Source organism: Mesorhizobium sp. WSM4313 (genome assembly GCF_002294725.1).
Lineage (GTDB): Bacteria > Pseudomonadota > Alphaproteobacteria > Rhizobiales > Rhizobiaceae > Mesorhizobium.
On the sequence record NZ_NSFT01000005.1, the window covers coordinates 1 to 24,370 of the forward strand.

20 protein-coding genes and 1 tRNA gene are annotated in these 24,370 nt (G+C 60.7%); 17 read left to right on the top strand and 4 right to left on the bottom strand.

Annotation, left to right across the window (positions count from 1 at the left end):
* Positions 1-214: 214 nt before the first annotated feature.
* Complete coding sequence (gene hemN / locus CK219_RS13075; RefSeq protein WP_063169226.1) at positions 215-1,564, bottom strand: oxygen-independent coproporphyrinogen III oxidase; 1,350 nt, start codon at positions 1,562-1,564, stop codon at positions 215-217.
* Positions 1,565-1,716: 152 nt separating this feature from the next.
* Here hemN and CK219_RS13080 point away from each other — a divergent pair, with 152 nt between their 5' ends.
* The 12 genes from CK219_RS13080 to CK219_RS13135 all read left to right on the top strand — a co-directional run bounded on the left by CK219_RS13080 (position 1,717) and on the right by CK219_RS13135 (position 15,875).
* Positions 1,717-2,460 (top strand): Crp/Fnr family transcriptional regulator, encoded by a 744-nt coding sequence (locus tag CK219_RS13080; protein WP_024502861.1) that lies wholly within the window; start codon positions 1,717-1,719, stop codon positions 2,458-2,460.
* A 494-nt stretch (positions 2,461-2,954) separates the two neighbouring features.
* On the top strand, positions 2,955-4,574 hold the full coding sequence (gene ccoN / locus CK219_RS13085; RefSeq protein WP_063169225.1) for a cytochrome-c oxidase, cbb3-type subunit I: 1,620 nt from the start codon (positions 2,955-2,957) through the stop codon (positions 4,572-4,574).
* A complete protein-coding gene (ccoO, locus tag CK219_RS13090) occupies positions 4,574-5,305 on the top strand; it encodes a cytochrome-c oxidase, cbb3-type subunit II (RefSeq protein ID WP_063169224.1) in 732 nt (243 codons plus the stop codon). The genes ccoN and ccoO overlap by 1 nt, the downstream gene beginning before the upstream one ends.
* Before the next feature lie 11 nt (positions 5,306-5,316).
* Entirely contained in the window at positions 5,317-5,466 is a 150-nt protein-coding gene (locus CK219_RS13095) for a cbb3-type cytochrome c oxidase subunit 3 (RefSeq protein WP_024502864.1), read from the top strand.
* Between the two features lie 2 nt (positions 5,467-5,468).
* Positions 5,469-6,332, top strand: coding sequence for a cytochrome-c oxidase, cbb3-type subunit III (gene ccoP, locus CK219_RS13100; RefSeq protein ID WP_063169223.1), 864 nt, complete (start codon positions 5,469-5,471; stop codon positions 6,330-6,332).
* 167 nt (positions 6,333-6,499) lie between these two features.
* The gene (ccoG, locus tag CK219_RS13105) at positions 6,500-8,059 is read left to right on the top strand and encodes a cytochrome c oxidase accessory protein CcoG (protein WP_063169222.1); all 1,560 of its coding nucleotides are present in this window, start codon (positions 6,500-6,502) and stop codon (positions 8,057-8,059) included.
* Positions 8,056-8,553 (top strand): FixH family protein, encoded by a 498-nt coding sequence (locus CK219_RS13110; RefSeq protein WP_063169221.1) that lies wholly within the window; start codon positions 8,056-8,058, stop codon positions 8,551-8,553. Before ccoG ends, CK219_RS13110 begins: the two co-directional genes overlap by 4 nt.
* Positions 8,550-10,829: a cation-translocating P-type ATPase gene (locus CK219_RS13115; RefSeq protein WP_063169220.1), complete on the top strand. Its 2,280-nt coding sequence runs from the start codon at positions 8,550-8,552 to the stop codon at positions 10,827-10,829. Before CK219_RS13110 ends, CK219_RS13115 begins: the two co-directional genes overlap by 4 nt.
* Before the next feature lie 5 nt (positions 10,830-10,834).
* Positions 10,835-10,990 carry a cbb3-type cytochrome oxidase assembly protein CcoS gene (gene ccoS, locus CK219_RS13120; protein ID WP_081714250.1) on the top strand — a complete coding sequence of 52 codons (156 nt, stop codon included), beginning with the start codon at positions 10,835-10,837 and terminating at the stop codon, positions 10,988-10,990.
* A gap of 728 nt (positions 10,991-11,718) precedes the next feature.
* Complete coding sequence (locus CK219_RS13125) at positions 11,719-12,336, top strand: hypothetical protein (RefSeq protein WP_063169219.1); 618 nt, start codon at positions 11,719-11,721, stop codon at positions 12,334-12,336.
* Between the two features lie 280 nt (positions 12,337-12,616).
* Positions 12,617-13,798, top strand: a complete 1,182-nt coding sequence (ubiM, locus tag CK219_RS13130; protein WP_024502870.1) for a 5-demethoxyubiquinol-8 5-hydroxylase UbiM — start codon at positions 12,617-12,619, stop codon at positions 13,796-13,798.
* Between the two features lie 175 nt (positions 13,799-13,973).
* On the top strand, positions 13,974-15,875 hold the full coding sequence (locus CK219_RS13135) for an EAL domain-containing protein (protein ID WP_082826564.1): 1,902 nt from the start codon (positions 13,974-13,976) through the stop codon (positions 15,873-15,875).
* Between the two features lie 1,453 nt (positions 15,876-17,328).
* On the opposite strand, the gene CK219_RS13140 is transcribed toward CK219_RS13135, so the two are convergent.
* Together CK219_RS13140 and CK219_RS13145 are read right to left on the bottom strand one after the other, a co-directional pair.
* Positions 17,329-18,651, bottom strand: a complete 1,323-nt coding sequence (locus tag CK219_RS13140; protein ID WP_063169217.1) for an integrase — start codon at positions 18,649-18,651, stop codon at positions 17,329-17,331.
* Between the two features lie 114 nt (positions 18,652-18,765).
* Positions 18,766-18,855 (bottom strand) — tRNA-Ser (locus CK219_RS13145).
* Between the two features lie 326 nt (positions 18,856-19,181).
* On the opposite strand from CK219_RS13145, the gene CK219_RS13150 reads away from it, so the two are divergent.
* The 3 genes from CK219_RS13150 to CK219_RS13160 all read left to right on the top strand — a co-directional run bounded on the left by CK219_RS13150 (position 19,182) and on the right by CK219_RS13160 (position 20,979).
* On the top strand, positions 19,182-19,880 hold the full coding sequence (locus CK219_RS13150; protein ID WP_095767533.1) for a 50S ribosomal protein L21: 699 nt from the start codon (positions 19,182-19,184) through the stop codon (positions 19,878-19,880).
* A 115-nt stretch (positions 19,881-19,995) separates the two neighbouring features.
* Complete coding sequence (rpmA, locus tag CK219_RS13155; RefSeq protein ID WP_095767205.1) at positions 19,996-20,265, top strand: 50S ribosomal protein L27; 270 nt, start codon at positions 19,996-19,998, stop codon at positions 20,263-20,265.
* Positions 20,266-20,391: 126 nt separating this feature from the next.
* The gene (locus tag CK219_RS13160; protein WP_095767206.1) at positions 20,392-20,979 is read left to right on the top strand and encodes a GNAT family N-acetyltransferase; all 588 of its coding nucleotides are present in this window, start codon (positions 20,392-20,394) and stop codon (positions 20,977-20,979) included.
* A 191-nt stretch (positions 20,980-21,170) separates the two neighbouring features.
* Here the strand turns inward: CK219_RS13160 and CK219_RS13165 are convergent, their stop codons facing one another.
* Positions 21,171-22,034 (bottom strand): endonuclease/exonuclease/phosphatase family protein, encoded by an 864-nt coding sequence (locus CK219_RS13165; protein WP_095767207.1) that lies wholly within the window; start codon positions 22,032-22,034, stop codon positions 21,171-21,173.
* 142 nt (positions 22,035-22,176) lie between these two features.
* Between CK219_RS13165 and obgE the strand changes: the two genes are divergently transcribed.
* Together obgE and proB are read left to right on the top strand one after the other, a co-directional pair.
* Entirely contained in the window at positions 22,177-23,205 is a 1,029-nt protein-coding gene (gene obgE, locus CK219_RS13170; RefSeq protein WP_095767208.1) for a GTPase ObgE, read from the top strand.
* A 5-nt stretch (positions 23,206-23,210) separates the two neighbouring features.
* Positions 23,211-24,350 (top strand): glutamate 5-kinase, encoded by a 1,140-nt coding sequence (proB, locus tag CK219_RS13175; protein WP_095767209.1) that lies wholly within the window; start codon positions 23,211-23,213, stop codon positions 24,348-24,350.
* Positions 24,351-24,370 lie beyond the last annotated feature (20 nt).

Below are 24,370 nucleotides of genomic sequence, written 5' to 3' on the forward strand. Positions count from 1 at the left end.
CCGCCGCCGGCTACAACTTCTCCCTCCTGCTCAGGTGGCTGAAGGGGTTTTTGTCGCTCTTGATTGCCCTGCTTCAAATCCGGCCGAAGCCGGTCGCCGCTTAGGGCTCGGATTGTTCACGGTCGACGATTTGATGCGGTAGTCGCCTATGAGCGGTCAAAACGAACGCAGCTGGTTCGCCGATCGACCAAACGGCGAGCGCACTGTGCTTTGCTCAGACCGCCACCGAGTGCCTCGCCGTTCCCCCTTTGAAATATGTATCGAACTTGGCCGCGATGGTTCGAATGAAGGGGCGACTTTCAGTCCGTACGAGGAAACTGTCACCATCGAATTCAAGCGCTCGGGCAGGATCGTGGAGTGCGATGGACCTCGAGCGATGAAGGAGCTGCTCGCCGGCTTTGCCGAACCGCTCCACCAGGTCGACTGCCGAGAAGGCAAAATCACACATCAGCCGCTCGATGATCCAGCCACGGACGCGATCGTCGTCGGAAAGGGCAACGCCGCGGACGGCAGCCAACCCGCCATCCGCAACCATGCGCCCGTACCCGGCAGTCGAAGCCATGTTCTGCACGTAGCCTTGGCGAAAACGACCGATGGACGAAGGGCCAAGTCCGATCAGTGTCGGGCAGCGATCCTCAGTGTAGCCCTGAAAATTGCGATGCAAAACCCCTGCGCGGGCCGCTATGGCCAGCGCATCGTCGGGCTTCGCGAAATGATCGAGTCCTATTGCCTCATATCCCTTGGCGACAATTGCCCGCGCCGCGAGTTGAGATTGGGCGAAACGCTCAGTGGGACTCGGCAGCCATGCCTCGTCGATCATCGTCTGATGCTTCTTGAACCAGGGCACATGTGCGTAGCCGAACAGGGCCATCCGGTCTGGCTCCAAGGTCAGTGCCTGCGCCACCGTGGAACAGATCGTCTCGCGTGTCTGATTCGGGAGCCCGTAGAGCAGGTCCAGATTGACCGATTCGACGCCCCGCGAACGAACCCCGTCGACGACTGCCTTGGTCTGCAAAAAACTCTGCTCACGATTAATTGCTTTTTGCACTTGCGGATCGAAATCCTGCACGCCGAGGCTCGCCCGCGTTACGCCGATTTGAGCAAGTGCATCAAGGCGCGCCTTGTCCATGTCGTTGGTTTCGATTTCGATGCTGACCGTAGCATCCGGGAGAAGGTCGAAGCTGTCCCGCAAGGCCGCTCCAAGAGCAACCATATCATCGGGCCTCAGAATAGTTGGCGAACCGCCACCGAAGTGGATTGCACGGACATGTGCCTTGCCGCTCACCAGACCGGCAATCGTGACGATTTCGGCATTCAGCGAGCGCAGATAAGCGGCCACCGGCTCATATTGGTGCGTCTGCTTGGTGTGGCAGGCGCAGAACCAGCAGAGCTTGTCGCAGTAAGGAATGTGCAGGTACAGCGAGATTTCGTCGCCGCTTTCCAGCGTCTCCAACCAGCCACGGTAAATGGCAGCATCGATCCCCGAATGGAAATGCGGCGCCGTCGGATAGCTGGTGTAGCGTGGGACGTTCTCGCTGAGTTTGACAGCTATTTCCGATTGCATCTCGCGTTCACCGTGTTGCCCGCCGGAACACTGCACGCATCGCTGAAGCAGACCCTGATCTCGATCAGCCGCGCTCATGGACAAACCGCCGCAGGATTTCTCTACCCTGGATGGGTATCCTGCCGGCAGTTAGGATCGGGTAAGGCGAACGCATGACCTTTCGGCAAGACATTCATAGTTCCGGCATTCCTGTTCTTTGCTTCCCTTGCGAGGCACGGCGTCGCGGTGTCTGCGGTGCGCTCGATCCAGACAATTTGGTTGGGCTCGCCAAGACTTGCTCGCGTCGCCGGATCGAGTCAGGAATGGAGTTGACCGGCGAGGCACAGAACGTCGACAGCTACTCCAACGTGCTTTCAGGCGTGGTAAAGCTATCAAAGAGCCTGTCGGATGGGCGCCAGCAGATCGTCGGTCTCCAGTTTGCACCGGATTTTCTGGGACGTCCTTTCAAGGAGGAAAGCTCGATCAATGCGGAAGCGGCAACAGCAGTCACGCTGTGTTCGTTTCCGCGAGCGGCCGTCGAACGGATGATGAAGGCGTCACGGGAATTCGAGCATCGCCTGCTCAAACAGACGCTGAATGAACTCGATGAGGCGCGCGAGTGGATGGTGACGCTGGGGCGCAAGACAGCTCCGGAAAAGGTGGCGACTTTTCTCCTCATGATGGCCCGGAATATCGATTCCAGTCTCGATGCGGCTTCCGGGTCGGCCTCCTTCGATCTGCCGCTGACGCGTGCCGAAATGTCTGATTTCCTTGGAATCACCAGCGAGACCGTGAGCCGCCAACTGACGCGATTGCGGGCTGACGGGGTGATTCGGATTGAGAACGCACGCCATGTGACGGTGGACAGCATAAGCCGTCTGGAGAAGCGCTGTGGCGGCGGACGCGAGCGGCCCTAAGCGGCGAGGCCATGTCGCATGACTCCGGGGCGGGCCGTGTTTGCCTTTTAATGCGATGTCGCCGCGCCTTCGACGAAGCGGCGTCACGGTTGTCGAGACAAACAGCTTTCGGGCTTTGATAGGAACGTGACCAATCGCCAGGTGTGTTTCGGCACATACCGGCGAAGCATGGTCCTTAATCTGCCACGGCTCGGCGGAACGATCGCGTTCGTTTCCAATGGGATCCGAACAACGTTTGGCAGGGCATCGGCAATAGCATCCAACGCGCGCAGAGCCTCAGCTTTCGCCTCAGCGATCGCGTCTGCGCCCGCCCAACCCAGGGAACGCCTTCCATGAGGGAGTGAGCCCGCGCTGCGTTCCTCGTTCATTCGCCACCTGCTGATTGCGCCGCACAAAATCGTGCGGCCTGACATAGATCAGGGCGAGGGGGCGGCGGCTGCGCGATTAGTGCGCTGCGGATTTGGCATCCACCAGATTCGAGATCGGGATCTGCAATGAAATTCGGCACAGAGATCGTCCTTCTAAGCGTGTTCGCTTTTGCGGCCCTGGTGGCCGCCGGCTTCGGCGTGGATGAACCTTTCCGCCGACACATGTGGGTGTTGTTCTTCGCAGTGGCTGGTTTCACTGCGATCCTGTTGCGCAACACGGAGTTCAGGCCAGCAGCTCCGATTGACCCATCCGCTTACATGGATGGTCCGATCCGCTACGGCGCGATCGCCACCGTGTTCTGGGGTGTCGTCGGCATGCTGGTCGGCGTGGTGATCGCGCTGCAGCTCGCCTACCCCGATCTCAACATCCAGCCCTGGTTCAATTTCGGTCGTTTGCGGCCGTTGCACACATCCGGTGTCGTTTTCGCCTTCGGCGGCAACGCGCTGCTTTGCACGTCTCTGTATGTCGTGCAGCGCACCTGCCGCGCGCGCCTCTTCGGCCGTGATCTCGCCTGGTTCGTCTTCTGGGGCTACCAGCTGTTCATCGTCATGGCCGCGACCGGCTACCTGCTCGGCATCACCGAGGGCCGCGAGTACGCCGAACCCGAATGGTATGTGGATGTCTGGCTGACCATCGTCTGGGTCGCCTACCTCATTCTGTTCCTTGGCACGATCCTGAAGCGCAAGGAACCGCATATCTACGTGGCCAACTGGTTCTACCTGTCGTTCATCGTGACCATCGCGATGCTGCATGTGGTCAACAACCTGTCCATACCAGTCTCGTTCCCGGGCTCCAAGAGCTACTCCGCCTTTTCAGGGGTCCAGGACGCCTTGACGCAATGGTGGTACGGCCACAACGCGGTCGGCTTCTTTCTCACCGCCGGCTTCCTCGGCATGATGTATTATTTCGTGCCCAAGCAGGCGAACCGGCCAGTCTATTCGTACCGGCTGTCGATCGTCCATTTCTGGGCTATCATCTTTCTCTACATCTGGGCCGGGCCGCATCACCTGCACTACACCGCCTTGCCCGATTGGGCGCAGACGCTCGGCATGGTGTTCTCGATCATGCTGTGGATGCCGTCCTGGGGCGGCATGATCAACGGCCTGATGACGCTGTCCGGCGCCTGGGACAAGCTGCGCACCGATCCGATCATCCGCATGATGGTGATGGCCGTCGCCTTCTATGGCATGTCGACCTTCGAAGGCCCCATCATGGCGATCCGGGCGGTCAATTCGCTGTCGCATTATACCGACTGGACCATCGGGCACGTCCATTCGGGTGCGCTCGGCTGGGTCGGCATGATCTCGTTCGGCGCGATCTACTACATGGTCCCGAAGCTCTGGAACCGTCAACGGCTCTACTCGCTGAGGCTCGTCACCTGGCACTTCTGGCTGGCGACACTCGGGATCGTCGTCTACGCCGCGGTGATGTGGGTGTCCGGCATCATGCAGGGCCTGATGTGGCGCGAATATGGCGAGCAGGGCTTCCTGGTCTACTCCTTCGCCGAAACCGTCGCCGCCATGCACCCCTACTATGTCCTGCGCGCCATCGGCGGCGCCATGTACCTCTCCGGCGCCCTGATCATGGCCTGGAACATCACCAGGACCATCCTCGGCCACCAGCGCGAGGAGGAGCCGATGCCGAGCCCCGTCGCCATCCGACCTGCGCGATCAGGAGCCAGGTAATGGGCTTGATGGACAAACACGCAATCATCGAGAAGAACGCCACGCTTCTTCTCGTTGGCTCGCTGCTCGTGGTGACGGTCGGCGGCATCGTCGAGATCGCGCCTCTCTTCTATCTCGACAACACGATCGAGAAGGTGGAAGGCATGCGCCCCTATTCGCCGCTCGAACTTGTCGGGCGCAACATCTATATGCGCGAGGGCTGCTACCTCTGTCATAGCCAGATGATCAGGCCGTTCCGCGACGAAGTTGAGCGCTATGGCCACTACAGCCTGGCTGCCGAGTCCATGTACGATCACCCCTTCCAGTGGGGATCGAAGCGCACCGGGCCGGATCTCGCCAGAGTTGGCGACCGCTACTCGAATGCATGGCATGTCGCGCATCTTACCGACCCGCGCTCGGTGGTGCCGGAATCGATCATGCCGAGCTATGGGTTCCTGAAAGACACGCCGATCGACGTGAAGGATTTCTCGACGCATCTGGTCGCCAACAGGCTTGTAGCCGTCCCTTACACCGATGACATGATCGCCCACGCCAATGCGGATCTGGCGGCGCAGGCCGATCCCAATGCCGACACATCAGGCCTTGAGGCGCGTTACCCAAAAGCCAAGATCGGCGACTTCGACGGCAACCCGCAACAGGTCACCGAAATGGATGCCCTGCTCGCCTACCTGCAGATGCTTGGCACACTGGTCGACTTCAAAAATTACGACGAAGCCGCCGGCTACCGCTGAGGAGAACGCTGATGACCTACAATTTGATGCGGGCGTTTGCCGACAGCTGGGGCCTGGTTGCGATGGCGCTGTTCTTCGTGGGGTGCATCGCCTTTGCCCTACGCCCCGGCAGCCGAAGGCTGGCCGACGAAGCGGCCCGCATTCCGCTCGAGGACGAGTGATCATGAGCGACGAGCATATCGATGAAATCTCTGGCGTCTCGACCACCGGCCACGAATGGGATGGTATCCGGGAGCTGAACAACCCGCTTCCCAGATGGTGGGTTATCACTTTTTACGTCACCATTGTCTGGGCGATAGGCTACACCATTGCCTATCCAGCATGGCCTCTGTTGCACTCGGCGACAACGGGTGTGCTCGGCTATTCCAGCCGCAACGAGGTCAGGAACGAGCTGACCGCGGCTGAGGCCGCCAAGGGCAAATATATCTCGGCGGTGGAGTCCAAGAGCGTCTCGGAAATCGCCGCGGACGACGGCCTGCGCGAATTCGCAATCGCCGCCGGTGGCGCCGCTTTCAAGGTCAATTGCGTACAATGTCATGGCTCCGGCGCCCAGGGTTCCAAGGGCTTTCCCAATCTCAACGACGACGACTGGCTGTGGGGCGGCAAGGCCGAGCAGATCCAGCAGACGATTACGCACGGCATCCGCTTCGCATCCGATCCGGACACGCGCCTGTCGGAAATGCCGGCCTTCGGCGACATCATTACCGCCGACCAGATCGCACAAGTCAGCGCCTACGTGGCCAGCCTTTCCGGCAAGGTCCGCGATGCAAGTCTGATCCAACCCGGCGCCAAGGTCTTTGCCGAGAATTGCGTGGCCTGTCACGGCGACAATGCAAAAGGCAACAGGGAATTCGGCGCCCCCGACCTGACCGATGCGATCTGGCTCTATGGATCCGGTGAGACAGCCATCGCCGCACAGGTCCGTGCGCCAAAACAGGGCGTCATGCCGGCCTGGGTTGGCCGTCTCGGCGAGATCAAGGTCAAGGAACTTGCAGTTTATGTCCATTCGCTTGGCGGCGGAGAATAGGAATGGAAGGTCCTATTCTTCGGTCCCCCCTGCCAAGCGGACGAGGCCCGGCGTGAGCCGGGCCTCGACACCATCCCTAATGCGATCTGCACAACCCGGCAAGGCTATCCTACGGCGAGGCTTTACGACAGGTGCCCCTGACATTGGCTGGGAAAGTGGAGTTGCACATGCGTGACAAGACGCAGTTGACAGGGCTCGAAACAGAAACTGTCAATTCCGCCAAAACCCGCAAGCCGCTTTATGCCGCGCGTCAAAAGATCTTTCCGAAGCGCGCCTCGGGCAACTTTCGTCGCTTCAAATGGCTGGTGATGACGATCACACTTGGCATCTATTACCTGGCTGCGTGGCTGCCTTGGGCTCGCGGTCCATTTGCCCCGGACCAGGCAGTCCTGCTCGATCTCGCGAACCGGCGCTTCTACTTCTTCTTCATCGAGATATGGCCCCAGGAATTCTTCTATGTGGCCGGCCTCCTGGTCATGGCGGGCGTCGGTCTTTTCCTGATCACCTCGACTGTCGGCCGTGCCTGGTGCGGCTATGCATGCCCTCAGACGGTGTGGGTCGATCTGTTCCTCGTCGTCGAACGTGCGATAGAGGGCGACCGTAACGCTCGCATGAAACTCGATGCAGGCCCCTGGACCGCCCGCAAGCTGATGCTGCGCTTATCGAAGCACGCCGTCTGGCTGGTCATCGGTGCGGCGACCGGCGGCGCCTGGATTTTCTATTTTGCCGATGCGCCGACGCTGGTTGGCGAACTCTTCACCGGCACCGCGCCACCCGTCGCCTACATCACTGTCGCCGTGCTGACGGCTACCACCTACACGTTCGGCGGTCTGATGCGCGAGCAGGTCTGCACCTACATGTGCCCATGGCCGCGCATCCAGGCAGCGATGCTCGACGAAAGTTCTCTCACCGTCACCTACAATGACTGGCGCGGCGAACCGCGTTCTCGCCACGCCAAGAAGGTCCTTGCCGCAGGGCTGCCGGTCGGTGACTGCGTCGACTGCAATGCCTGCGTCGCGGTCTGCCCGATGGGGATCGACATCCGCGATGGCCAGCAGATGGAATGCATCACCTGCGCGCTGTGCATAGACGCCTGCGACGGGGTCATGGACAAGCTCGGCAAGGAGCGCGGGCTGATCTCCTATGCGACACTGTCCGACTACAACGCCAACATGATGCTGGCGACCGCGGGCGGCTCCAGTTCAGTCAACCCGTCGCAGGTCAGGACCGCTGATGGCCTGTTCTCCGACAAGGTGGCGCATTTCCATATCCGCAAGATCTTTCGGCCACGCACCTACGTCTACATGGGTATCTGGTCGCTGATCGGCCTGGGTCTGCTCTATTCGCTGCTGACGCGCGATCGGCTCGAAGTCAACGTGCTGCATGATCGCAATCCGCAATTTGTCACGCTGTCCGACGGCTCGATCCGCAACGGCTACACCGTCAAGCTGCTCAACATGATCCCCGAGCCAAGGACGATCGTTGTCGCGATTCAAGGCTTGCAGGGCGCCGAGATGAGCGTGGTCGGCGACGACATCCCGGAAGGCCGTTCTTTTGCCATTCCGGTCGAACCCGACCGCCTGAAAATGCTGAAGGTCTTCGTGCGCCAGCCGGCGGATCAAATCCAGGGCACAGCGCAGACCTTCAAGTTCCGTGTCGAGGACAAGGCGAGCTTCGAGGCGGACGAATACACCGCCACCTTCAACGCGCCGGAGACTGCCAGATGACCGCTAACGCTGAAAAACCCCGCGTATTCACCGGCAGGCACATGCTGGCCATCATCCTAGCCTTTTTCGGGGTGGTCATCGCGGTCAATCTGACGATGGCAACGCTCGCCAACACGAGCTGGACCGGCCTTGTCGTCGAAAACACCTATGTGGCGAGCCAGCAGTTCAACAAGAAGGCCGAGGAGGGGCGGGCGCAGGCAGCGCTCGGCTGGACCGGCAAGCTGACCATCGCATGGGGCGAGGTCCGCTATAGCCTTACCGACGCCGTCGGCAAGCCGATTGCCTTGCATGGCGTCAAGGTGCTGTTTCGCCATCCCGCCTACGAGAAAGAGGACAAGGCGGTCAACCTCGCCCTCGCCTCCGGCCAGGAATTCGCAGCCCAGCACATGCCGAAGGATGGCGTCTGGATCGTCGAAGTCGACGCTGACGCCGGTCTGGCCGAGCCCTACCGCGAAGTCCGCAGGATCATGATTTCCCATGGAGCGCTGAAATGAGTTGTTGTGCACCGGGCGCCGAAATGGCGCTTGATCTGGGCAGCACCACGTCGGTCCTGCCGTCTAGTCAAGAGATCAGGCTGGCGAGCCGATCGCTTGGAGATGATCTCCGCCAAACCGATCTTTCGGTGCCGAGCGTTCATTGCGCAGCTTGTATCCAGACGATCGAGACGGCGTTGGGAACGCTCGATCGCGTCGAGAGCGCCCGCGTCAACCTGTCGACGAAACGGGTCTCGGTCCGCTGGCGTGGCGACGAGGTTCCACCGTTCGTCGCCGCGCTTGGACGGCTCGGCTACCAGGCGCATCTCTTCGCCCCCGAGATTGATGAAAAGGACAGGACGCTTTCGGAGTTGATCCGCGCCGTCGCGGTTGCCGGGTTCGCGGCGGGCAATATCATGCTGCTTTCGGTCTCTGTCTGGTCCGGGGCCGAAGGGGCTACCCGCGACCTGTTTCACTGGGTCTCCGCATTGATCGCCATCCCAGCGCTCGCCTTCGCCGGCGGCATCTTCTTCCGCTCGGCCTGGAATGCACTGCGCCACGGCCGCATGAACATGGACGTGCCGATCGCGGTCGGAGTGTCGCTCGCTTACGCCATGAGCCTCTATGAGACGATCAACCATGGCGACCACGCCTATTTCGACGCGTCGGTTTCGCTGCTTTTTTTCCTTTTGATCGGCAGGACGCTGGATCACGTGATGCGCGAACGTGCCCGCACCGCGGTGAAAGGCCTGTCGCAGCTGGCCGCACGCGGCGCCATGGTGCTGCGCGGCGATGGCGCGCGCGACTATCTGCCGGTTGGCGAGATCGAACCGGGGATGCAGCTGCTGATCGCGGCCGGTGAAAGGATCCCCGTCGACGGCAAGATCATCCACGGAGCGTCTGATCTCGACTGCTCGCTGGCCTCAGGCGAAAGCGCGCCGAAAAACGTGGCGCCGGGCGAAGCCGTGCAGGCCGGCGTGCTCAATCTTACCGGCCCGCTGACGATCGAGGCGACCGCCGCCGCGAAGGATTCGTTCCTCGCCGAAATGGTTCGGCTGATGGAAGCCGCAGAGGGCGGTCGCGCGCACTATCGCCGCATCGCTGATCGCGTGTCGGCACTCTACGCGCCCGTGGTTCATCTCACCGCCTTCGTGACATTCCTGGGTTGGATGGCGGCGACGGGCGACTGGCACCGGGCGATGACGATCGCCATTGCCGTTCTGATCATCACCTGCCCGTGCGCGCTCGGCCTCGCCGTACCGATCGTTCAGGTGGTCGCCGCGCGGCGTCTGTTCGAGAACGGCATCATGGTCAAGGACGGTTCGGCCATGGAGCGCCTGGCGACGATTGATAACGCAGTGTTCGACAAGACCGGAACGCTCACGCTCGGACAACCCCGGCTCCTCAATGCATCGTCGATCGATCCGGCCATGCTGGCAATCGCGGCAGACATGGCCGCGCACTCGCGTCACCCGTTTTCAAAGGCCATAACCGGCTTTGCCGCTCCTGGCGGGCAACACAAATTCGATGCCGTCACAGAGCATCCGGGGTTCGGGATCGAAGCCACTGTCGCCGGAAGCATCTGGCGGCTGGGTCGACGCGGATGGGCTGGATGGAAGGCCCGGACCGGTGGTGAAGGCAACCATGGCTATGGCGGAACGGTGCTGACAAAAGACGGGTTCATTGTCGCGACCTTCGATTTCGAGGATGCGCTGCGCGCCGACGCGGCGGCGGCGATCAAGCGATTGAACGATACTGGGGTGTCGATGCAAATGCTGTCGGGCGATACCGCAGGTGCCTGCGGTGAAGTTGCAAGAATGCTGGGTGTCGAGGACTTCGTTCCGTGCCTGCTGCCGTCGGGCAAGGTCGAGCGCATCGAGACCCTGGCGAAAGACGGACACAAGGTTCTGATGGTTGGCGACGGCCTCAACGACACGCCGGCGCTGAGCGCGGCGCATGTCTCGATCGCTCCGGCCACCGCCGCCGACATTGGCCGCAATGCCGCCGACTTCGTATTCCTGCGCGAAAGCCTTCTGGCAGTGCCTCTCGCGCTGGACGTCTCGCGCAAGGCGGGACACCTGATCCGCCAGAACATCGCGATTGCGATCGTCTACAATGCCGTCGCCGTGCCGATCGCCATCCTGGGCCACGCCACGCCTTTGTTAGCGGCGATTGCCATGTCTGCCTCATCGGTGCTTGTTATTGGAAACGCATTGCGCTTGCACGGCTTCGGGGCGAATGCGACGCTGCAAGTTATTCAAAAAGTCGGACGCTCCGCAGTCAGCTATTCGGCATAATCCTCGTGACGACGTTGCTCTATCTCATACCAGTGGCCCTTTTTCTGGGTGCACTGGGTGTGTCCGGCTTCGTCTGGGCATTGCGAAGCGGTCAATACGAAGATCTCGACGGAGCCGCCGAGCGGATACTAATTGATCGGGACGACAAACCGGAACGCTGATTTCAATCCGCTGTGCATAAGATGCGCGGATCGCGCTCGTCAGTCGAGCCGGCTCGGTCGGGAACAAGCTGTCCATGCTCCATGCTCCATGCTCCATGCTCCATGCTCCATGACCATCTTGACCTAAGCTGCACACTACATTTGTGAAAAGCCTCTGTCGTGCGAAGGACTGCCTCCCATTGCACCCAGTATGAGGCGTGTGATGCCACGAGAGTACCTCGCGTGGCCGGACGAGAGCTTGGCAATGTGCGCACGGGTTCCAAAGTGGAACGTCACGGTCGATCACCTGACCGTGAACCGCCAGTGCCGATTGGTCATGTCTGGCTGATCCAGATCAGGGTCATACTCATCGGCGTGGTCTATTGACCAGTCTTCGACGGAGAAATGCATGACTTACGGAAAGATTGGTCGTCATTATCAGCACCTTCACGGTTCTGGGTTTTCTGTCGTGTGGTCGGCCATGCCTTGTGCTTACGGCGCAGCCATTAGCTGACCGGCGTCGTGTGTATCTCGCTTGCTGGCTGACCATCCGCGTGGCTTGCGCGGACAGGGGGCCGATCAACAGCTTTCGCCTTTGATGGGTTGTGTGCGTCGTTGCCGATCCATCCCGATTCCCGGCCCGCGCCTTGAGGCTATGCGACGGTACCGGAACCCAGCGCACGTCACGCGGTTCCGCGCGCGTGGTGTCCGCTCGTCACGACGATGAACGAACAAGCGGCTGGAGTACCATGAACACCGTACACATCATCGACTGCCACAATGCAAATGACTACTTCGCCGACAGGCAAGAGGGACCGATCGTGCAGCACTTGTTAAAGGCTGTCAACATCCGCGCGGAGCTCCAAATGGCGTTGAACCGAACGAAATTTGGTGAGGCTGTAGTACGAGCGATGGAGGCGGAGTGCGACGTGCTTCACATCGCCGGGCACGGCAATGGTGACGGGATCGCTTCGTCCAGTGGGCGAAGTGGCCTTCTTTGGGCTGACTTCGTAAAAATGTTCCAGGGCTCGCATCCAGCGCCGAAGATCCTCGTGATGTCAACGTGCTGCGGAGCATCATCGGGGTTGGGACGTGCGTTTTCGAAATCGATCAACCGTCCGAAGTTGATCATTGGTTCGAGTGACGCGCGCTATTTCGACGACTATGTCGCCGCGTGGGCTTTGCTCTATCGGCGACTGAATTGCAAGGACATCGACATCGAAGCCATGCAGCAGGTTCTTGATGAGATATGCGCGGTCGTGGATAAAAGTTTCCGCTACCTTGGCTGGGATGACGAGAGAGAGCGCTACGTTCGATACCCTCACCCTCGCAAGAGAGCCCGCTTCGACGTCGTGGAGCGTGAGTAGTATGCGCAAGGGTTCCAGGTGGAATGTGGCGATCGATGCGGCGCGGCCGTCGCTGACCAGCGTCGCGAGTGTCTCGCTTGCTGGCGGCGATCTGCGCGGCTGCGCGGCGAAAGGGCGGGATCGGTTAGCCGCATCCACCTCTGAGCGCTTTGAGTGCTTCGTTGCCGATCGATGCGAATCTCCCGGCCCAGCGCCTTTAGGCAATGCGGCGGGCACGGAGCTCATGTCACTCGGCTCAGTTCCACCGTTACACGAGGATAGGCGACCGGATGGCGGCACGCTGATGGGCTCTGACGATAATTTTGACATCGTTGTCGTTGGAGCCGGCCCGGTCGGCCTTTCGTTCGCTGCGTCGCTTGCCCAAAGCGAACTCAAGGTGGCAGTTGTTGAACAGAACACATTCGATAGTCTGGCGAATCCGGCTTTCGATGGTCGCGAAATCGCGCTGACCAACGCTTCGATCAGAACCCTTCGCGAGCTCGGCGCCTGGGATGTCATCCCGGCTTCGGACAAATCAGCACTTCAAGGCGCGCGCGTGCTCAACGGCTCGAGCGCATTCGCTCTTCGTTTCGATCCTCCCAGCAACTCTGGAGAACCGCTGGGGGTTTTGGTTCCAAATTGCCGGATCCGCGAGGCGCTGTTCAAAATCGTCCGCTTGCAGGATCGCGCCCGGCTGTTGTGCGGCCACTCGGTCGTCGATGCAACAAACAGCCAAGAAGGAGCAGTCGTAACGCTCTCTAATGGCGCGCGTTTAACTGCTCGGCTGGTTGTTGCCGCGGATTCGCGTTTGTCCGCCACGCGTGATCTGCTAGGCATCGGCGCCGATATCAACCGGCTTGGCCACTCGATGCTGATTTGCCGAGTGAGGCACGAGCGCGCCCACCACCAGATCGCCATCGAATGGTTCGATCACCATCAGACGATAGCGATATTGCCCCTCGCGGAGGGCATGTCGTCGCTGCTGCTCACATTGCGCTCAAACGAGGCCTATAGACTGCTTGCCTTCGATGATGATTTGTTCCTGTCGGAGTTGACGAAACGGTGTCGAGGGCGCCTTGGAAAAATGACCTTGGCAAGCAAGCGCCACACCTATCCGCTGGTCACGACCTGGGCGCACAAATTCCGGGCGCCGAGCGCCGCACTCATCGGCGACGCTGCCATCGGCATGCACCCGGTGACCGCTCACGGATTCAACATCGGTCTCAGCAGCCAGAAGCAACTCGCCCGTGGAATCATGACTGCGTGCCGCGACGGCCGCAATGTTGGCGACCCCGACATGCTGCATATATACGAAAGGCGGCTGCGCCTGTCGGCGGCGCCGCTCTACCATGCAACGAACATATTGGTTGGACTCTACTCCAGAGACCACCTGGCGGCACGGCTTGCAAGGCATCTGGGGCTTCGCTTTGCCCAACATGTTCCCCTTGTCCGGCATGGGATTTCGGCGGAGCTCCAGCGGTGATACTGCACCAGCAGTCGCATTTTTGCGCGTGCTGGGCGAGCGATGAGAGAGTGCATGATGCACCGGAGTAATCCTGCTCCCCGACGCTGATCTCCGATTGAAGAATTAACCCGTCCTTCAGGGGGGCTGCATAGGCTGCGGACAAGCAGGAGTAAGCAAGCTGACCCGTCCAGCCTTGGAAAAAGAAGATCCGCTGGAGGCGAGAATCCTTCAGGACCAGCTCGCTGATCTGAGGGCAGGCCTTTTCGTCTCAATGCCGATAAGCATTGTGCTGTCCGGGCTGATTTTGACCGTGCAGGCCCTTTCCGGGAACGGTCTTGCTGGCGCGGCCTGGTTTTCGGTCGTTAATGCGATAAATGCCGCCCGCCTTGCACTCGCCCGTCATCAGCTGAAGGAACCCGGAGTCCAGGATGATCTGACACGGGTTTGGCTGCGGCTTCGCTGGTTTGGCAGGCTTGCTCTTCTGGCGGGATTCACCTGGTCATTCCTTGCCGTCCTAACGGCTGGATACACGACGTCTCAAGCATCGCTGCATCTAATAATTCTGGCGGGCATTTCAGCTGGCGCGGTCACGTACGGCAGCTCATATGCTGCGGCAGCGATATGCTTCATCACACCGCCACTCCTCATTGCCGCCGCATGTTTGCTGACGAAGGGAGCCCCGGAAAACTACATTCTGGCTTTTGCCGTCCTGCTTTTCGAGGGCGGCCTGGTTCGATCCTCGTTCGTTGGACAAGCGCGCTTCCGTGACGCGAGCCGCCTGAGACATCAAGCCGAGCGGCTTGCCGCGGAAATGGAGCGCAATTCCAGGGAGGACCATCTTACCGCGCTCCTCAACAGGCGGGGCCTCGAACATGCAATCGATCAGTTTGAGAACACCGATGGACCCTTTGTGGCCATGCTGATTGATCTGGACGGGTTCAAATCTGTCAACGATACCTACGGTCACAGAACGGGTGACGAGCTGCTTGCCAGGATCGCCCGCCGAATAGAGGAAGAAGCACCGGAGGGCTCAACGCTCGCCCGCATCGGTGGGGATGAATTCGTGCTGGTTTTTTCTTCGCGAAAGAATTCTCCTTCTCCCACCAATCTCGCGTCCAATCTCATAGCCAAGCTTGCTCGCCCCTATCCTGGGATCGCATCAGTCCGCATTGGAGCGTCTATAGGAATCTACTTGGCTGAAAACCCCGGACTAACGGAAATGTTGTTGCGGGCCGACATCGCCCTTTACACAGCTAAGCGCCGCGGCAGGAATGAATTTTGTCTGTTCGATGCCGAGCTAGCCCGGGAGTTGCAACGCCGCCAGTCAATCGAACGCGATCTTCATTCGGCGATAACGATGAGAAGCTTGGTCGCTTGGTTTCAGCCAATCGTAAGACTCGAAACTGAAGCCGTCGTCAGTTTTGAAGCCTTGCTAAGATGGTCTCACCCGCTTCACGGTCCCATTTCTCCGCCCGAGATCATGACAGCGGCACGCGAAACTGGAATGCTTCAGCTGCTAACTCAAACGGTATTCGCCGACTGTTGCGCTCTTATCGAGGGCTTGGTCAAAGCTGACCGTCGTGATGTTCGTGTGGCGATGAATGTTTCACCGTGCGAGTTGGAAGCTGGCGATATTGACGAGATGATTCTTAATGGTCTGGCGGCAAAAGACCTCCCTGCAACGATGTTCGACATCGAGATTACCGAAGAAGCCCCAGTGGATCCGGACAGAGTGGATGAAAAGCTCGCCCGGCTTTCACATGCTGGCATTTCTATCGCGCTCGATGACTTCGGCACCGGTTTTTCGACGTTGGCATCGCTCAAGGACAGTCGGATCAGGAAGGTGAAAATAGATCAGGGCTTCGTTCGCGGCTTAGCCAAGTCCCGGGAGAATCGGCTGCTTGTCAAAGCGGTGATTGATCTTGGTAGGACGCTCGGGATCGAGGTCATGGCCGAGGGCGTTGAAACAGAGGCAGATCGGCAAACTCTGTACAAGCTTGGCTGCAGAACCGCGCAGGGCTTCCTGTTCTCTAAGGCAGTGCCTCTCCATTTGGCACTTGATTCGGTAGTAAAAGAGCACGCGAAGGAGTTGTGACCGGCCTCTCCGTCCGTGCTGCTCGCGGAACTTTCATGTGGGGTGGACCTGACGCGCGAAAGCCGTTTCGGACGGTAGAGTTATTACGGGGGCGAAACTGAGCACGTGGTTTGGATAGCAGCAATCCGGTCCACCGGCGCACATGCAGCGGCTTCATACAAGCGTTCAAGTTGCGAGATGAGCTTGAGTGAACGACGTCGGAGAATTGCGTCCTTTGGACGCTGGTTTCGCGGTTCCCGTAGGATTCGATTACGGGAAGCGTTCTTGGCTGCTTCTCGGCTCAGCGCTCATCGGGATGAACAACGTACCCGCGGTCAAGGTCTTCGCGACCTCAACCCAGTCACCATCCCGCAACAGCAGCGGTCGGGTCCTGATCAAGCGCTCAGCCTCAGCACAGGTGCTGGAGCAACGGTAGAGCGCGGAAAACGTGTATCGGAATGCGCTGGCTCACCATAGGAAGCTGCCACGGCATGTCGAATGTCCCCAGGGGGCGGACCGTTCCCTTGCATTTGTCTCGATGACGGGCTCTCAAAGCTAAAGCCAAGAGAGCTTTATAAAAATCGCACCCGATCGGCTGCGCAACGACGACCAGCTGAGGCCCGATCGGGTGCTAAGGTCGTGCCAAAAAAGGCGCGTCACTGTCGCATTTCTAGCCGGCTTGCGATCGGACGTCATCTCTTGGCGATCGCTGCCCCTTCTCTCAAATGCGCTTAGCGGCGCCGATGGCGAATAGCGCAAGCTTTTCCACCCGTTTCTACTCCACTACCGAGACTCGTCACCAACCTCCTTTTATTCGCTTCCATATGGCCCATCCTGTCTCCAATCGAGGAGGAGCGCGAACATGGGCCAAGCCGTAGAACGTCTCAGTCTCGGGAATTCTTCTGCTCGCCAAACTGCCGTTGTCGCCGGCACCATATTTGGCAGGGTGACAGTGCACGACAAGATATCAGGCGTTCTTGTCTGGGCTGAACTATGCTTGCAAGCCATAACCCAAAAATCGCCGATCCCTTTGAATTCGAGCCGGATGAATGGGTGTTTCAAAATTTTTGGCGGTTTTAGGCAGAACCCTCCGATGGCCCGCGTACCGGTCAAGCTTCGTGAGCACTTTAGGTTCGTCGATCAGGCATAGGTTTCTTTCCCATGCCACATGCTGGCCGTTTGCCTAGTTCGGAAGCCCTCGAGAGGCGTTGCTCGTCTTGGTATGGCGTCGCCCCTTTTTCCGATCCATCGGCCACGGAGCTAGAATGGTGTCTAGCTGTTGCCGCCTACTTGGTCATCCGGCATGGAGATGCCTATATACCGACCTTCGAAAGGCTGGAATACGAGGTCGAACAAATGCGGCGGAAGCTCGGAAATCGCGAGCGAGCGCAGCGCGTGCTGGCCACGCTCAACCTAAATGGCTCGGACAGCTGGAGCCGTGAGGTTGGTTCTCAAGGCCTGGATGGCGCCGCAATCACATTCGCCCGGGCGGGGTAAAAGCGATTTTTTGGAGCCACTCGCGCTTTTGCGCTAACGAAGGTCCCGCGCCGTATTTGGGCCGGATCCATTTGTGGCCCATCAGAGAAGCAATTACCTTCTCCGGCGCCTCAACTGCCGTCAGCCGGTCCTCGAAAGTGTGTCGCAGGCTATAAAGACTATGCTCGGAAGTCGGCAGAAGTTCCTTGCTGGCGAGCACCTTGTTGACGAGCGCTGAAAGTGACGCGGCCTTGTCGCGATAACGAGGAAAGCCGTCCGGATGGAGCTTGATGGCTGCAAGTGCGCCGCCAACCAAGGGAATGTCACGGGCTGAATGACCGGTCTTCAAGCGACGGCCATTGGGGCGCACCCGCACATGCGGGATTTCTCGATCGAGGTGGATTGTTTCGGTGGTGAGGTTTGCCGCTTCAGAAAGCCTGAGTCCGGTATCGGCAATCACATAGATTAGATGGCGGGCTTCGTCATTGAGTCCGTCGAGCGCGCCTTCAGCGAGTATCTTCTCCTGAATGAACTCCGCTGTGAACGCAGCGCGTTGCCCGGGGACGGCGCCGGAAAGACGCAGGTTTCGAAAAACCGGCTCCAGCTTGAGCTGGTGAGTCAGATCGACGACGCGCAGCATTTTCGAAACATGGCCGATGTCCTTGTTGGCCGTACCGATATCAAGTCCATCCTCAACGATCCGCTTTTGCCACCACTCGCGGAACGCGATTGCGTCGTCCCGAGTGAGGCTTGCGATCTCCTTGTCGCCAATGACTCCAACCAGATTGGCAACTGCGCGCTTTTTGGGGTTACGCCATTTCTTGATTTGGTTGGGCGACATGGTCAGCAAGTTCTGTTGCTCGATCGTCTCGAATTCCTTGATAAGACCGCTCAGGCGGACCGCTGGCCGCTTCTCCCCACCCATGACGGCCGAGACGTCCTGCGCGTCCTCGATCGATTTTTTGTCGAGGAGCAGCTTGATACGGGCCATGAGTTCGTCGAGCGGCCCCGCTGCTAGTTCCTCGTTAGTGCGATAGGCCAATCCAAATGACCGCGCGCGCTTCCTCGCGGCTTCGAAACGCAGCCCCGCCTCGGCGGATTGGCCTTCCCGCAGTCTACGCCAATACGCCTCCAGCCCCGCGCCGAGGCTTTGCACTGCATCTCGCGCCCGTACACCGCGGGGATCGTCAGCCACGGCGACGCCCGTGGAAATGCGTACTAGGCAGCGGCGATCAAACGCCGCGAATTCCTTCGGCACCCTGCGGACGAGATACCAGATGCCTTCACGTTTATGCGGCTTTGGCGCTGCGGAACGTCGCATTATCTTTCTCTAATGTTACACAGTTTGTTACACAGTCTAAGATATGTTTCGCTTCGTGCTGGTCAAGCGCAACAAGGAAGCTTTTGAAAGGAAAGGATTTTTATGGAAGCTAAATGGCGGAGAGGGAGGGATTCGAACCCCCGATACCCTTGCGAGTATGCCGCATTTCGAGTGCGGTGCATTCGACCACTCTGCCACCTCTCCGCGAGGTCATGGTCGGCCGTTGCCGGCGCGGCGCACTAGATAACGGCTGACTGCTCCGGTTACAAGGCCCTATTCGCCCGATTTCCAGCTTCCGCAAAAAGCGATTGCGACGGGACGGACCGATATTTGCCGGCAACGTCGCTCGCGGCCTCTCCAAGGACAAGCCGCTTGCCTTGACTCCGGCGCAACCTTCGGTTAGGGACAGCCCGCATTCGGCGTGGAGGCTCTTCCGCGCCGCTTGTTTTTTGAACCCGCAGACTGACAAAAAGACGGCCGAACCGCCCGAGGCGGTTCATCGAGGCCGACCGAACAGCGAAAGGCAAAAAATGTTCGCAGTCATCAAAACGGGCGGCAAGCAGTATCGCGTCGCCGCCAACGATCTCCTGAAGATCGAGAAACTCGAAGCCAAGGTCGGCGATATCGTCGAGATCGGCAATGTGCTCGCGCATGGCGAGGGAGAGAATGTCACCTTCGGCGCGCCGTTCGTCGATGGCGCTCTGGTCACGGCGGAAGTCGTCGAGCAGGGCAAGAACCGCACCGTCATCGCTTTCAAGAAGCGCCGCCGCCAGAATTCGCGCCGCAAGATCGGCCACCGCCAGCTTTTGACCACCGTCAGGATCGCCGAGATCCTGCTGGGCGGCGCCAAGCCGTCGAAGAAGGCCGCCGCCAAGGCAGAGGCCAAGGCCCCCGAAGCCAAGGCGGAAGTCGCCGCCGAGGCAAAGGCCGAAGCCGCTCCGAAGGAGGCCAAGGCCAAGAAGGAGCCCAAGTCTGAGGCTACTTCCGGCGAAGAGGCAAAGGCCGCGCCGCTGTTCAAGGCGCCGAAGGGCGAGCCGGATGACCTGACCGTGATCAAGGGCATCGGCCCGGTCGCGGCGAAGGACCTCGCCGAACAGGGCATCGTCACCTTCGCGCAGCTCGCCAAGCTCACCGACAAGGATGTCGCCAAGATCGACGAGCACATGCCGTTCAGCGCCGACCAGATCAAGGACTGGCGCGAGCAGGCCAAGGAACTGGCGAAGAAGTAAGGCAGGTTGAAATAAGATGGCCCGGCGACAATCGTCGCCGGTGCGCACTTGAAACGGAACGCGAACGCGTTCATAAGACCATTCAAGCGCCTCAGGGCGCATCGGAGTTAGTCAAATGGCACACAAGAAAGCTGGCGGTTCGTCGCGCAACGGTCGCGATTCGCACTCCAAGCGTCTCGGCGTGAAGAAGTTCGGCGGCGAAGCCGTCATCGCCGGCAACATCATCATTCGTCAGCGCGGCACGCAATGGCATCCGGGCACCAATGTTGGCATGGGCACGGACCACACCCTTTTTGCGCTCGAAGCCGGCGCAGTCACCTTCAACAAGAAAGCCAACGGCCGAACCTACGTATCGGTGAACCCGATTACCAAAGCAGCGGAGTAGCCGGTTCCGCACCATAACACCGGCGCCCATCTCGGGAACCGGTGTCTGGCCAGGCCAGGAAAAGGATCAGGAGAGATGGGTTTGCCCTCTCTCCTTTTTCATTTTTTCTTGCCCTGGAGGACTAAAATGGTTGCCGAAGCGGAAGACACCGAAGACGAAAGTTACGTGATCGATTGCCCGGAGCTGGCCACCGAGCGACTGGGCATGCGCGCCCCGCGCGAGAGCGATCTCGAGCAACTCGTCACGCTGGCCGACAACCGGCATGTCGCCGAAATGCTGGCCCGCATGCCGCATCCTTATGGCGAAGCCGAGGGCCGCACCTTCCTCGCCATGGCGGCGTCGCGCCGCGCCGGCATCGTCTATGCCCTGACGCTCAAGGATACCGGCATCTTCGTCGGCTGCGCCGGGCTCAACACCACCGATCGCGGCCTGGAACTGGGCTACTGGATCGGCGAGCCTTACTGGAAGCGCGGCTATGCGACCGAGGCCGCGCACGCTCTGGTCGACCTCGCCTTCCAGCGGACCTCGATCCAGGTGCTGCATGCTTCGACAAGGGTGATCAATCCGGCCTCACGCCGGGTCATTCACAAATGCGGCTTCCAGTATGCCGGCCAGGGCATGCTGAACTCGATCGTCGCGGGCCAGGTGCCGGTCGAGCGCTACAGGCTCGACAGGAAGACCTGGACCAGCCTGAGGAATTGGATTCATTTTTGACGATTGCTTCACAGGGCTGGGCAAGCGCCCCCTCACCCGGATTGCCAGCCGAATTGCGAGGGGCAATTCGGCTGGCAATCGACCTCTCCCAAGAGGAGAGGAGCAGGTAAGCGCCGGCGCCAATCTCTTCTGCCCTCGGGGAGAAGGTGGCCGCGTAGCGGCCAGATGATGGGGAGTTCAGAGTTCAGAGTTCAGCCCAGCTCGGCCCAGAGCGGCAGGTGATCGGAGCCGACGGCGTCCCGGTCGGACCATAGACGCTTCAGCGATCTGGCCAGCGAGGCGCTGGTGAAGATGTAGTCGATGCGTTTGTAGCGGTTTTTGTCGTCTGGGCGGTCGGGGTCGACCCAGGTGACGAGGTCGGCGACGGCAAGGCGCTGGGCGACGTCGACGGCAAGATCGGCGGTCAGCGGCATACCGAACTCATGATCCGGGCGGCCGGCGAGCTCGACATATTCGGGGGAGCCCGGCAGCATGTTGAAGTCGCCCATGACGATGAAGGCTTCCGGATAGGGTAGATCCGGCAGGCCGATCTCGGGAATGCCCGACAGCCCGCCGCCTTCGAGCGCATAGTTCAAGAGGCGCTGGCGCAGGAAGCGGATCTGGCTCTGGCGCTCGACCGGGCTGCGGTGGTCGAGATGGGTGGAATAGAAGCGGATGAAGCCGAGCGGCGTCTCGATCAGCGCCTCGAGCGCGCCGCGCTGGAAGTTCATGGCCTCGAGGCTGCGGCTGCGCGGCAAAAGGAGATTGCGCGACAGATGAATGGGCGTCTTCGACAGCACCATGTTGCCGAGCTGGAAGGAAGTCGAGATGGCGCGGCCGTTCTCCAGGCGCGAGCCGATATTGACCTCGAAATTGCTGCCATAGGCGGCAAAATAATCGGGCAGCGCCTCGCTGATCTCGGCCACCATGTCGCGGTCGCCGTTGCGCGGGTTGTTGCGGGTCACTTCCTGCAGCGCGATCACGTCGGCGCCGCGCACGGCGTCGGCGATGCGGCCGACATCGTATTTGCCGTCGAGGCCGATGCCGTACTGGATGTTGTAGGAAACGATCTTCATTCCCGCGCCCCTTTAGTCCCCGCCAGTGCTACCGCGTGCGCGCCGAAAGGGCATCCGGCGCTTTAGTCGCAATTCGGCCTCGCCCTCGGCCCTGCCTTGGTTTAGAGCAATCCCGCAAGTGCAATAGCAGAAACTTGAAACGATGAAATTCCTCGACCAAGCCAAGGTTTACATCCGTTCCGGCGACGGCGGTGCCGGTTCGGTGTCGTTCCGGCGTGAAAAATTCATCGAGTTCGGCGGGCCGGATGGCGGCGACGGCGGGCGCGGCGGCGATGTGTGGGCGGAAGCGGTCGACGGGCTGAACACGCTGATCGACTATCGTTACCAGCAGCATTTCAAGGCCAAGACCGGCATGCACGGCATGGGCCGCAACATGACAGGGGCCAAGGGCGCCGACATCACGCTGAAAGTGCCGGCCGGCACGCAGATCTTTGCCGAGGACAATGAGACGCTGATCTGCGATCTGACCGTCGTCGGCCAACGCTTCCTGCTTGCCAAGGGCGGCAATGGCGGCTTCGGCAACCAGCATTTCAAGACCTCGACCAACCAGGCGCCGCGGCGCGCAAATCCCGGCCTGCCGGGCGAGGAGCTGAGCATCTGGCTCCGGCTCAAGCTGATCGCCGACGCCGGCTTGGTCGGCCTGCCCAACGCCGGCAAGTCGACCTTCCTTGCGGCCGTCACCGCGGCCAAGCCGAAGATCGCCGACTATCCGTTCACCACGCTCTATCCCGGCCTCGGCGTCGCCCGCATCGACGGCCGCGAGTTCGTGCTCGCCGACATTCCCGGCCTGATCGAGGGGGCGCATGAGGGGGTGGGCATCGGCGACCGCTTTCTCGGCCATGTCGAGCGCACGCGCGTGCTGCTCCACCTCGTCTCCGCGCAGGAGGAAAACCCGGGCAAAGCCTATAAGACGGTTCGCGCCGAGCTCGATGCCTATGGCCATGGGTTGACGGACAAGGTCGAGATCGTGGCGCTCAGCCAGGTCGACATCCTCGACGCGGACGCCCGCAAGAAGAAGGCGGCCTCGCTGAAGCGCGCCGCCGGCCGCGCGCCGATGCTGCTTTCGGCCGTCACCGGCGAAGGCGTCGAGACCGTGCTGCGCGCGCTGATGGCGGTGGTCGCAGAAGCGCGCGATGCCGTTGCGGCTCCTGTCGACACGCGCTGGCGATAAGACCCATGAAATCGCTGAAATCATACCGGCGCATCACAGTGAAGATCGGTTCGGCGCTGCTCGTCGACCGCGCGACAGGTTTGAAGCGCGACTGGCTGACCTCGCTTGCCGGCGACATTGCGGTGCTTGCCGATGCGGGCGCGGAAGTGCTCGTCGTCTCCTCGGGAGCCATCGCGCTCGGGCGCACCATTCTCGGCCTCGGCAAACGCGCGCTGAAGCTCGAGGAGAGCCAGGCGGCGGCCGCCGTCGGCCAGATCGCGCTTGCCGGCGCCTGGTCGGACGCGCTCGGCAAGGACGGGCTGAAATCGGGCCAGATCCTTTTGACCCTCGGCGATACGGAGGAACGCCGCCGCTACCTCAATGCGCGCGCGACGATCTCGACCCTGCTCAAGATGAAGGCGGTGCCGGTCATCAACGAGAACGACACGGTGGCGACCTCCGAAATCCGCTATGGCGACAATGACCGGCTGGCGGCGCGGGTGGCGACCATGATGGGCGCCGACCTGCTGGTGCTGCTTTCCGACATTGACGGGCTCTACACGGCGCCGCCGGCCAAGGACCCGCGAGCGAAGTTCATCCCGGTGGTCGACCGCATCACGCCGGACATCGAGGCGATGGCGGGCGCGGCCGCATCCGAGTTGTCGCGCGGCGGCATGCGCACTAAGCTCGATGCCGGCAAGATCGCCAACGCCGCCGGCACCGCCATGATCATCACGTCCGGCACCAGGCTGTCGCCGCTGATGGCGATCGAACGCGGCGAACGCTCGACCTTTTTCAGGCCGAGCGCCAATCCGGTGAAGGGTTACAAGACCTGGATCGCCGGGCAGCTCGAACCGGCCGGCCGGCTCACCGTCGATGCCGGCGCCGTCGGTGCGCTCATGTCGGGCAAGTCGCTGCTGGCTGCCGGCGTCAAGCTGGTCAGCGGCAATTTCTCGCGCGGCGATACGGTGGCGATCCTGTCGCCGGAGGGCCGCGAGATCGCGCGCGGCCTGGTTGCCTACGATGCCGCCGATGCCGTAAGGATCGCAGGTCTGAAGACGGCCGAGATCGAAAACGTGCTCGGCTACGAGGCGCGTTCGGCGATGATCCATCGCGACGACCTTGTGGTAAGCCTTGCCGGCGACCAAGTATTGGCCGACGACTAGATGGGGCGGAGGGATGAACC

Excerpts from the sequence above, each read along its gene's own strand:
- CK219_RS13095 (WP_024502864.1), top strand. The coding sequence starts at position 5,317 with ATGACCTACAATTTGATGCGGGCGTTTGCCGACAGCTGGGGCCTGGTT.
- hemN (WP_063169226.1), bottom strand. The coding sequence starts at position 1,564 with ATGCAATCGGAAATAGCTGTCAAACTCAGCGAGAACGTCCCACGCTAC.
- ccoP (WP_063169223.1), top strand. The coding sequence starts at position 5,469 with ATGAGCGACGAGCATATCGATGAAATCTCTGGCGTCTCGACCACCGGC.
- ccoG (WP_063169222.1), top strand. The coding sequence starts at position 6,500 with ATGCGTGACAAGACGCAGTTGACAGGGCTCGAAACAGAAACTGTCAAT.
- CK219_RS13140 (WP_063169217.1), bottom strand. The coding sequence starts at position 18,651 with ATGCGACGTTCCGCAGCGCCAAAGCCGCATAAACGTGAAGGCATCTGG.
- CK219_RS13115 (WP_063169220.1), top strand. The coding sequence starts at position 8,550 with ATGAGTTGTTGTGCACCGGGCGCCGAAATGGCGCTTGATCTGGGCAGC.
- obgE (WP_095767208.1), top strand. The coding sequence starts at position 22,177 with ATGAAATTCCTCGACCAAGCCAAGGTTTACATCCGTTCCGGCGACGGC.
- CK219_RS13080 (WP_024502861.1), top strand. The coding sequence starts at position 1,717 with ATGACCTTTCGGCAAGACATTCATAGTTCCGGCATTCCTGTTCTTTGC.
- CK219_RS13110 (WP_063169221.1), top strand. The coding sequence starts at position 8,056 with ATGACCGCTAACGCTGAAAAACCCCGCGTATTCACCGGCAGGCACATG.
- CK219_RS13160 (WP_095767206.1), top strand. The coding sequence starts at position 20,392 with ATGGTTGCCGAAGCGGAAGACACCGAAGACGAAAGTTACGTGATCGAT.
- rpmA (WP_095767205.1), top strand. The coding sequence starts at position 19,996 with ATGGCACACAAGAAAGCTGGCGGTTCGTCGCGCAACGGTCGCGATTCG.
- CK219_RS13125 (WP_063169219.1), top strand. The coding sequence starts at position 11,719 with ATGAACACCGTACACATCATCGACTGCCACAATGCAAATGACTACTTC.
- CK219_RS13165 (WP_095767207.1), bottom strand. The coding sequence starts at position 22,034 with ATGAAGATCGTTTCCTACAACATCCAGTACGGCATCGGCCTCGACGGC.
- ccoN (WP_063169225.1), top strand. The coding sequence starts at position 2,955 with ATGAAATTCGGCACAGAGATCGTCCTTCTAAGCGTGTTCGCTTTTGCG.
- ccoO (WP_063169224.1), top strand. The coding sequence starts at position 4,574 with ATGGGCTTGATGGACAAACACGCAATCATCGAGAAGAACGCCACGCTT.
- CK219_RS13150 (WP_095767533.1), top strand. The coding sequence starts at position 19,182 with ATGTTCGCAGTCATCAAAACGGGCGGCAAGCAGTATCGCGTCGCCGCC.
- proB (WP_095767209.1), top strand. The coding sequence starts at position 23,211 with ATGAAATCGCTGAAATCATACCGGCGCATCACAGTGAAGATCGGTTCG.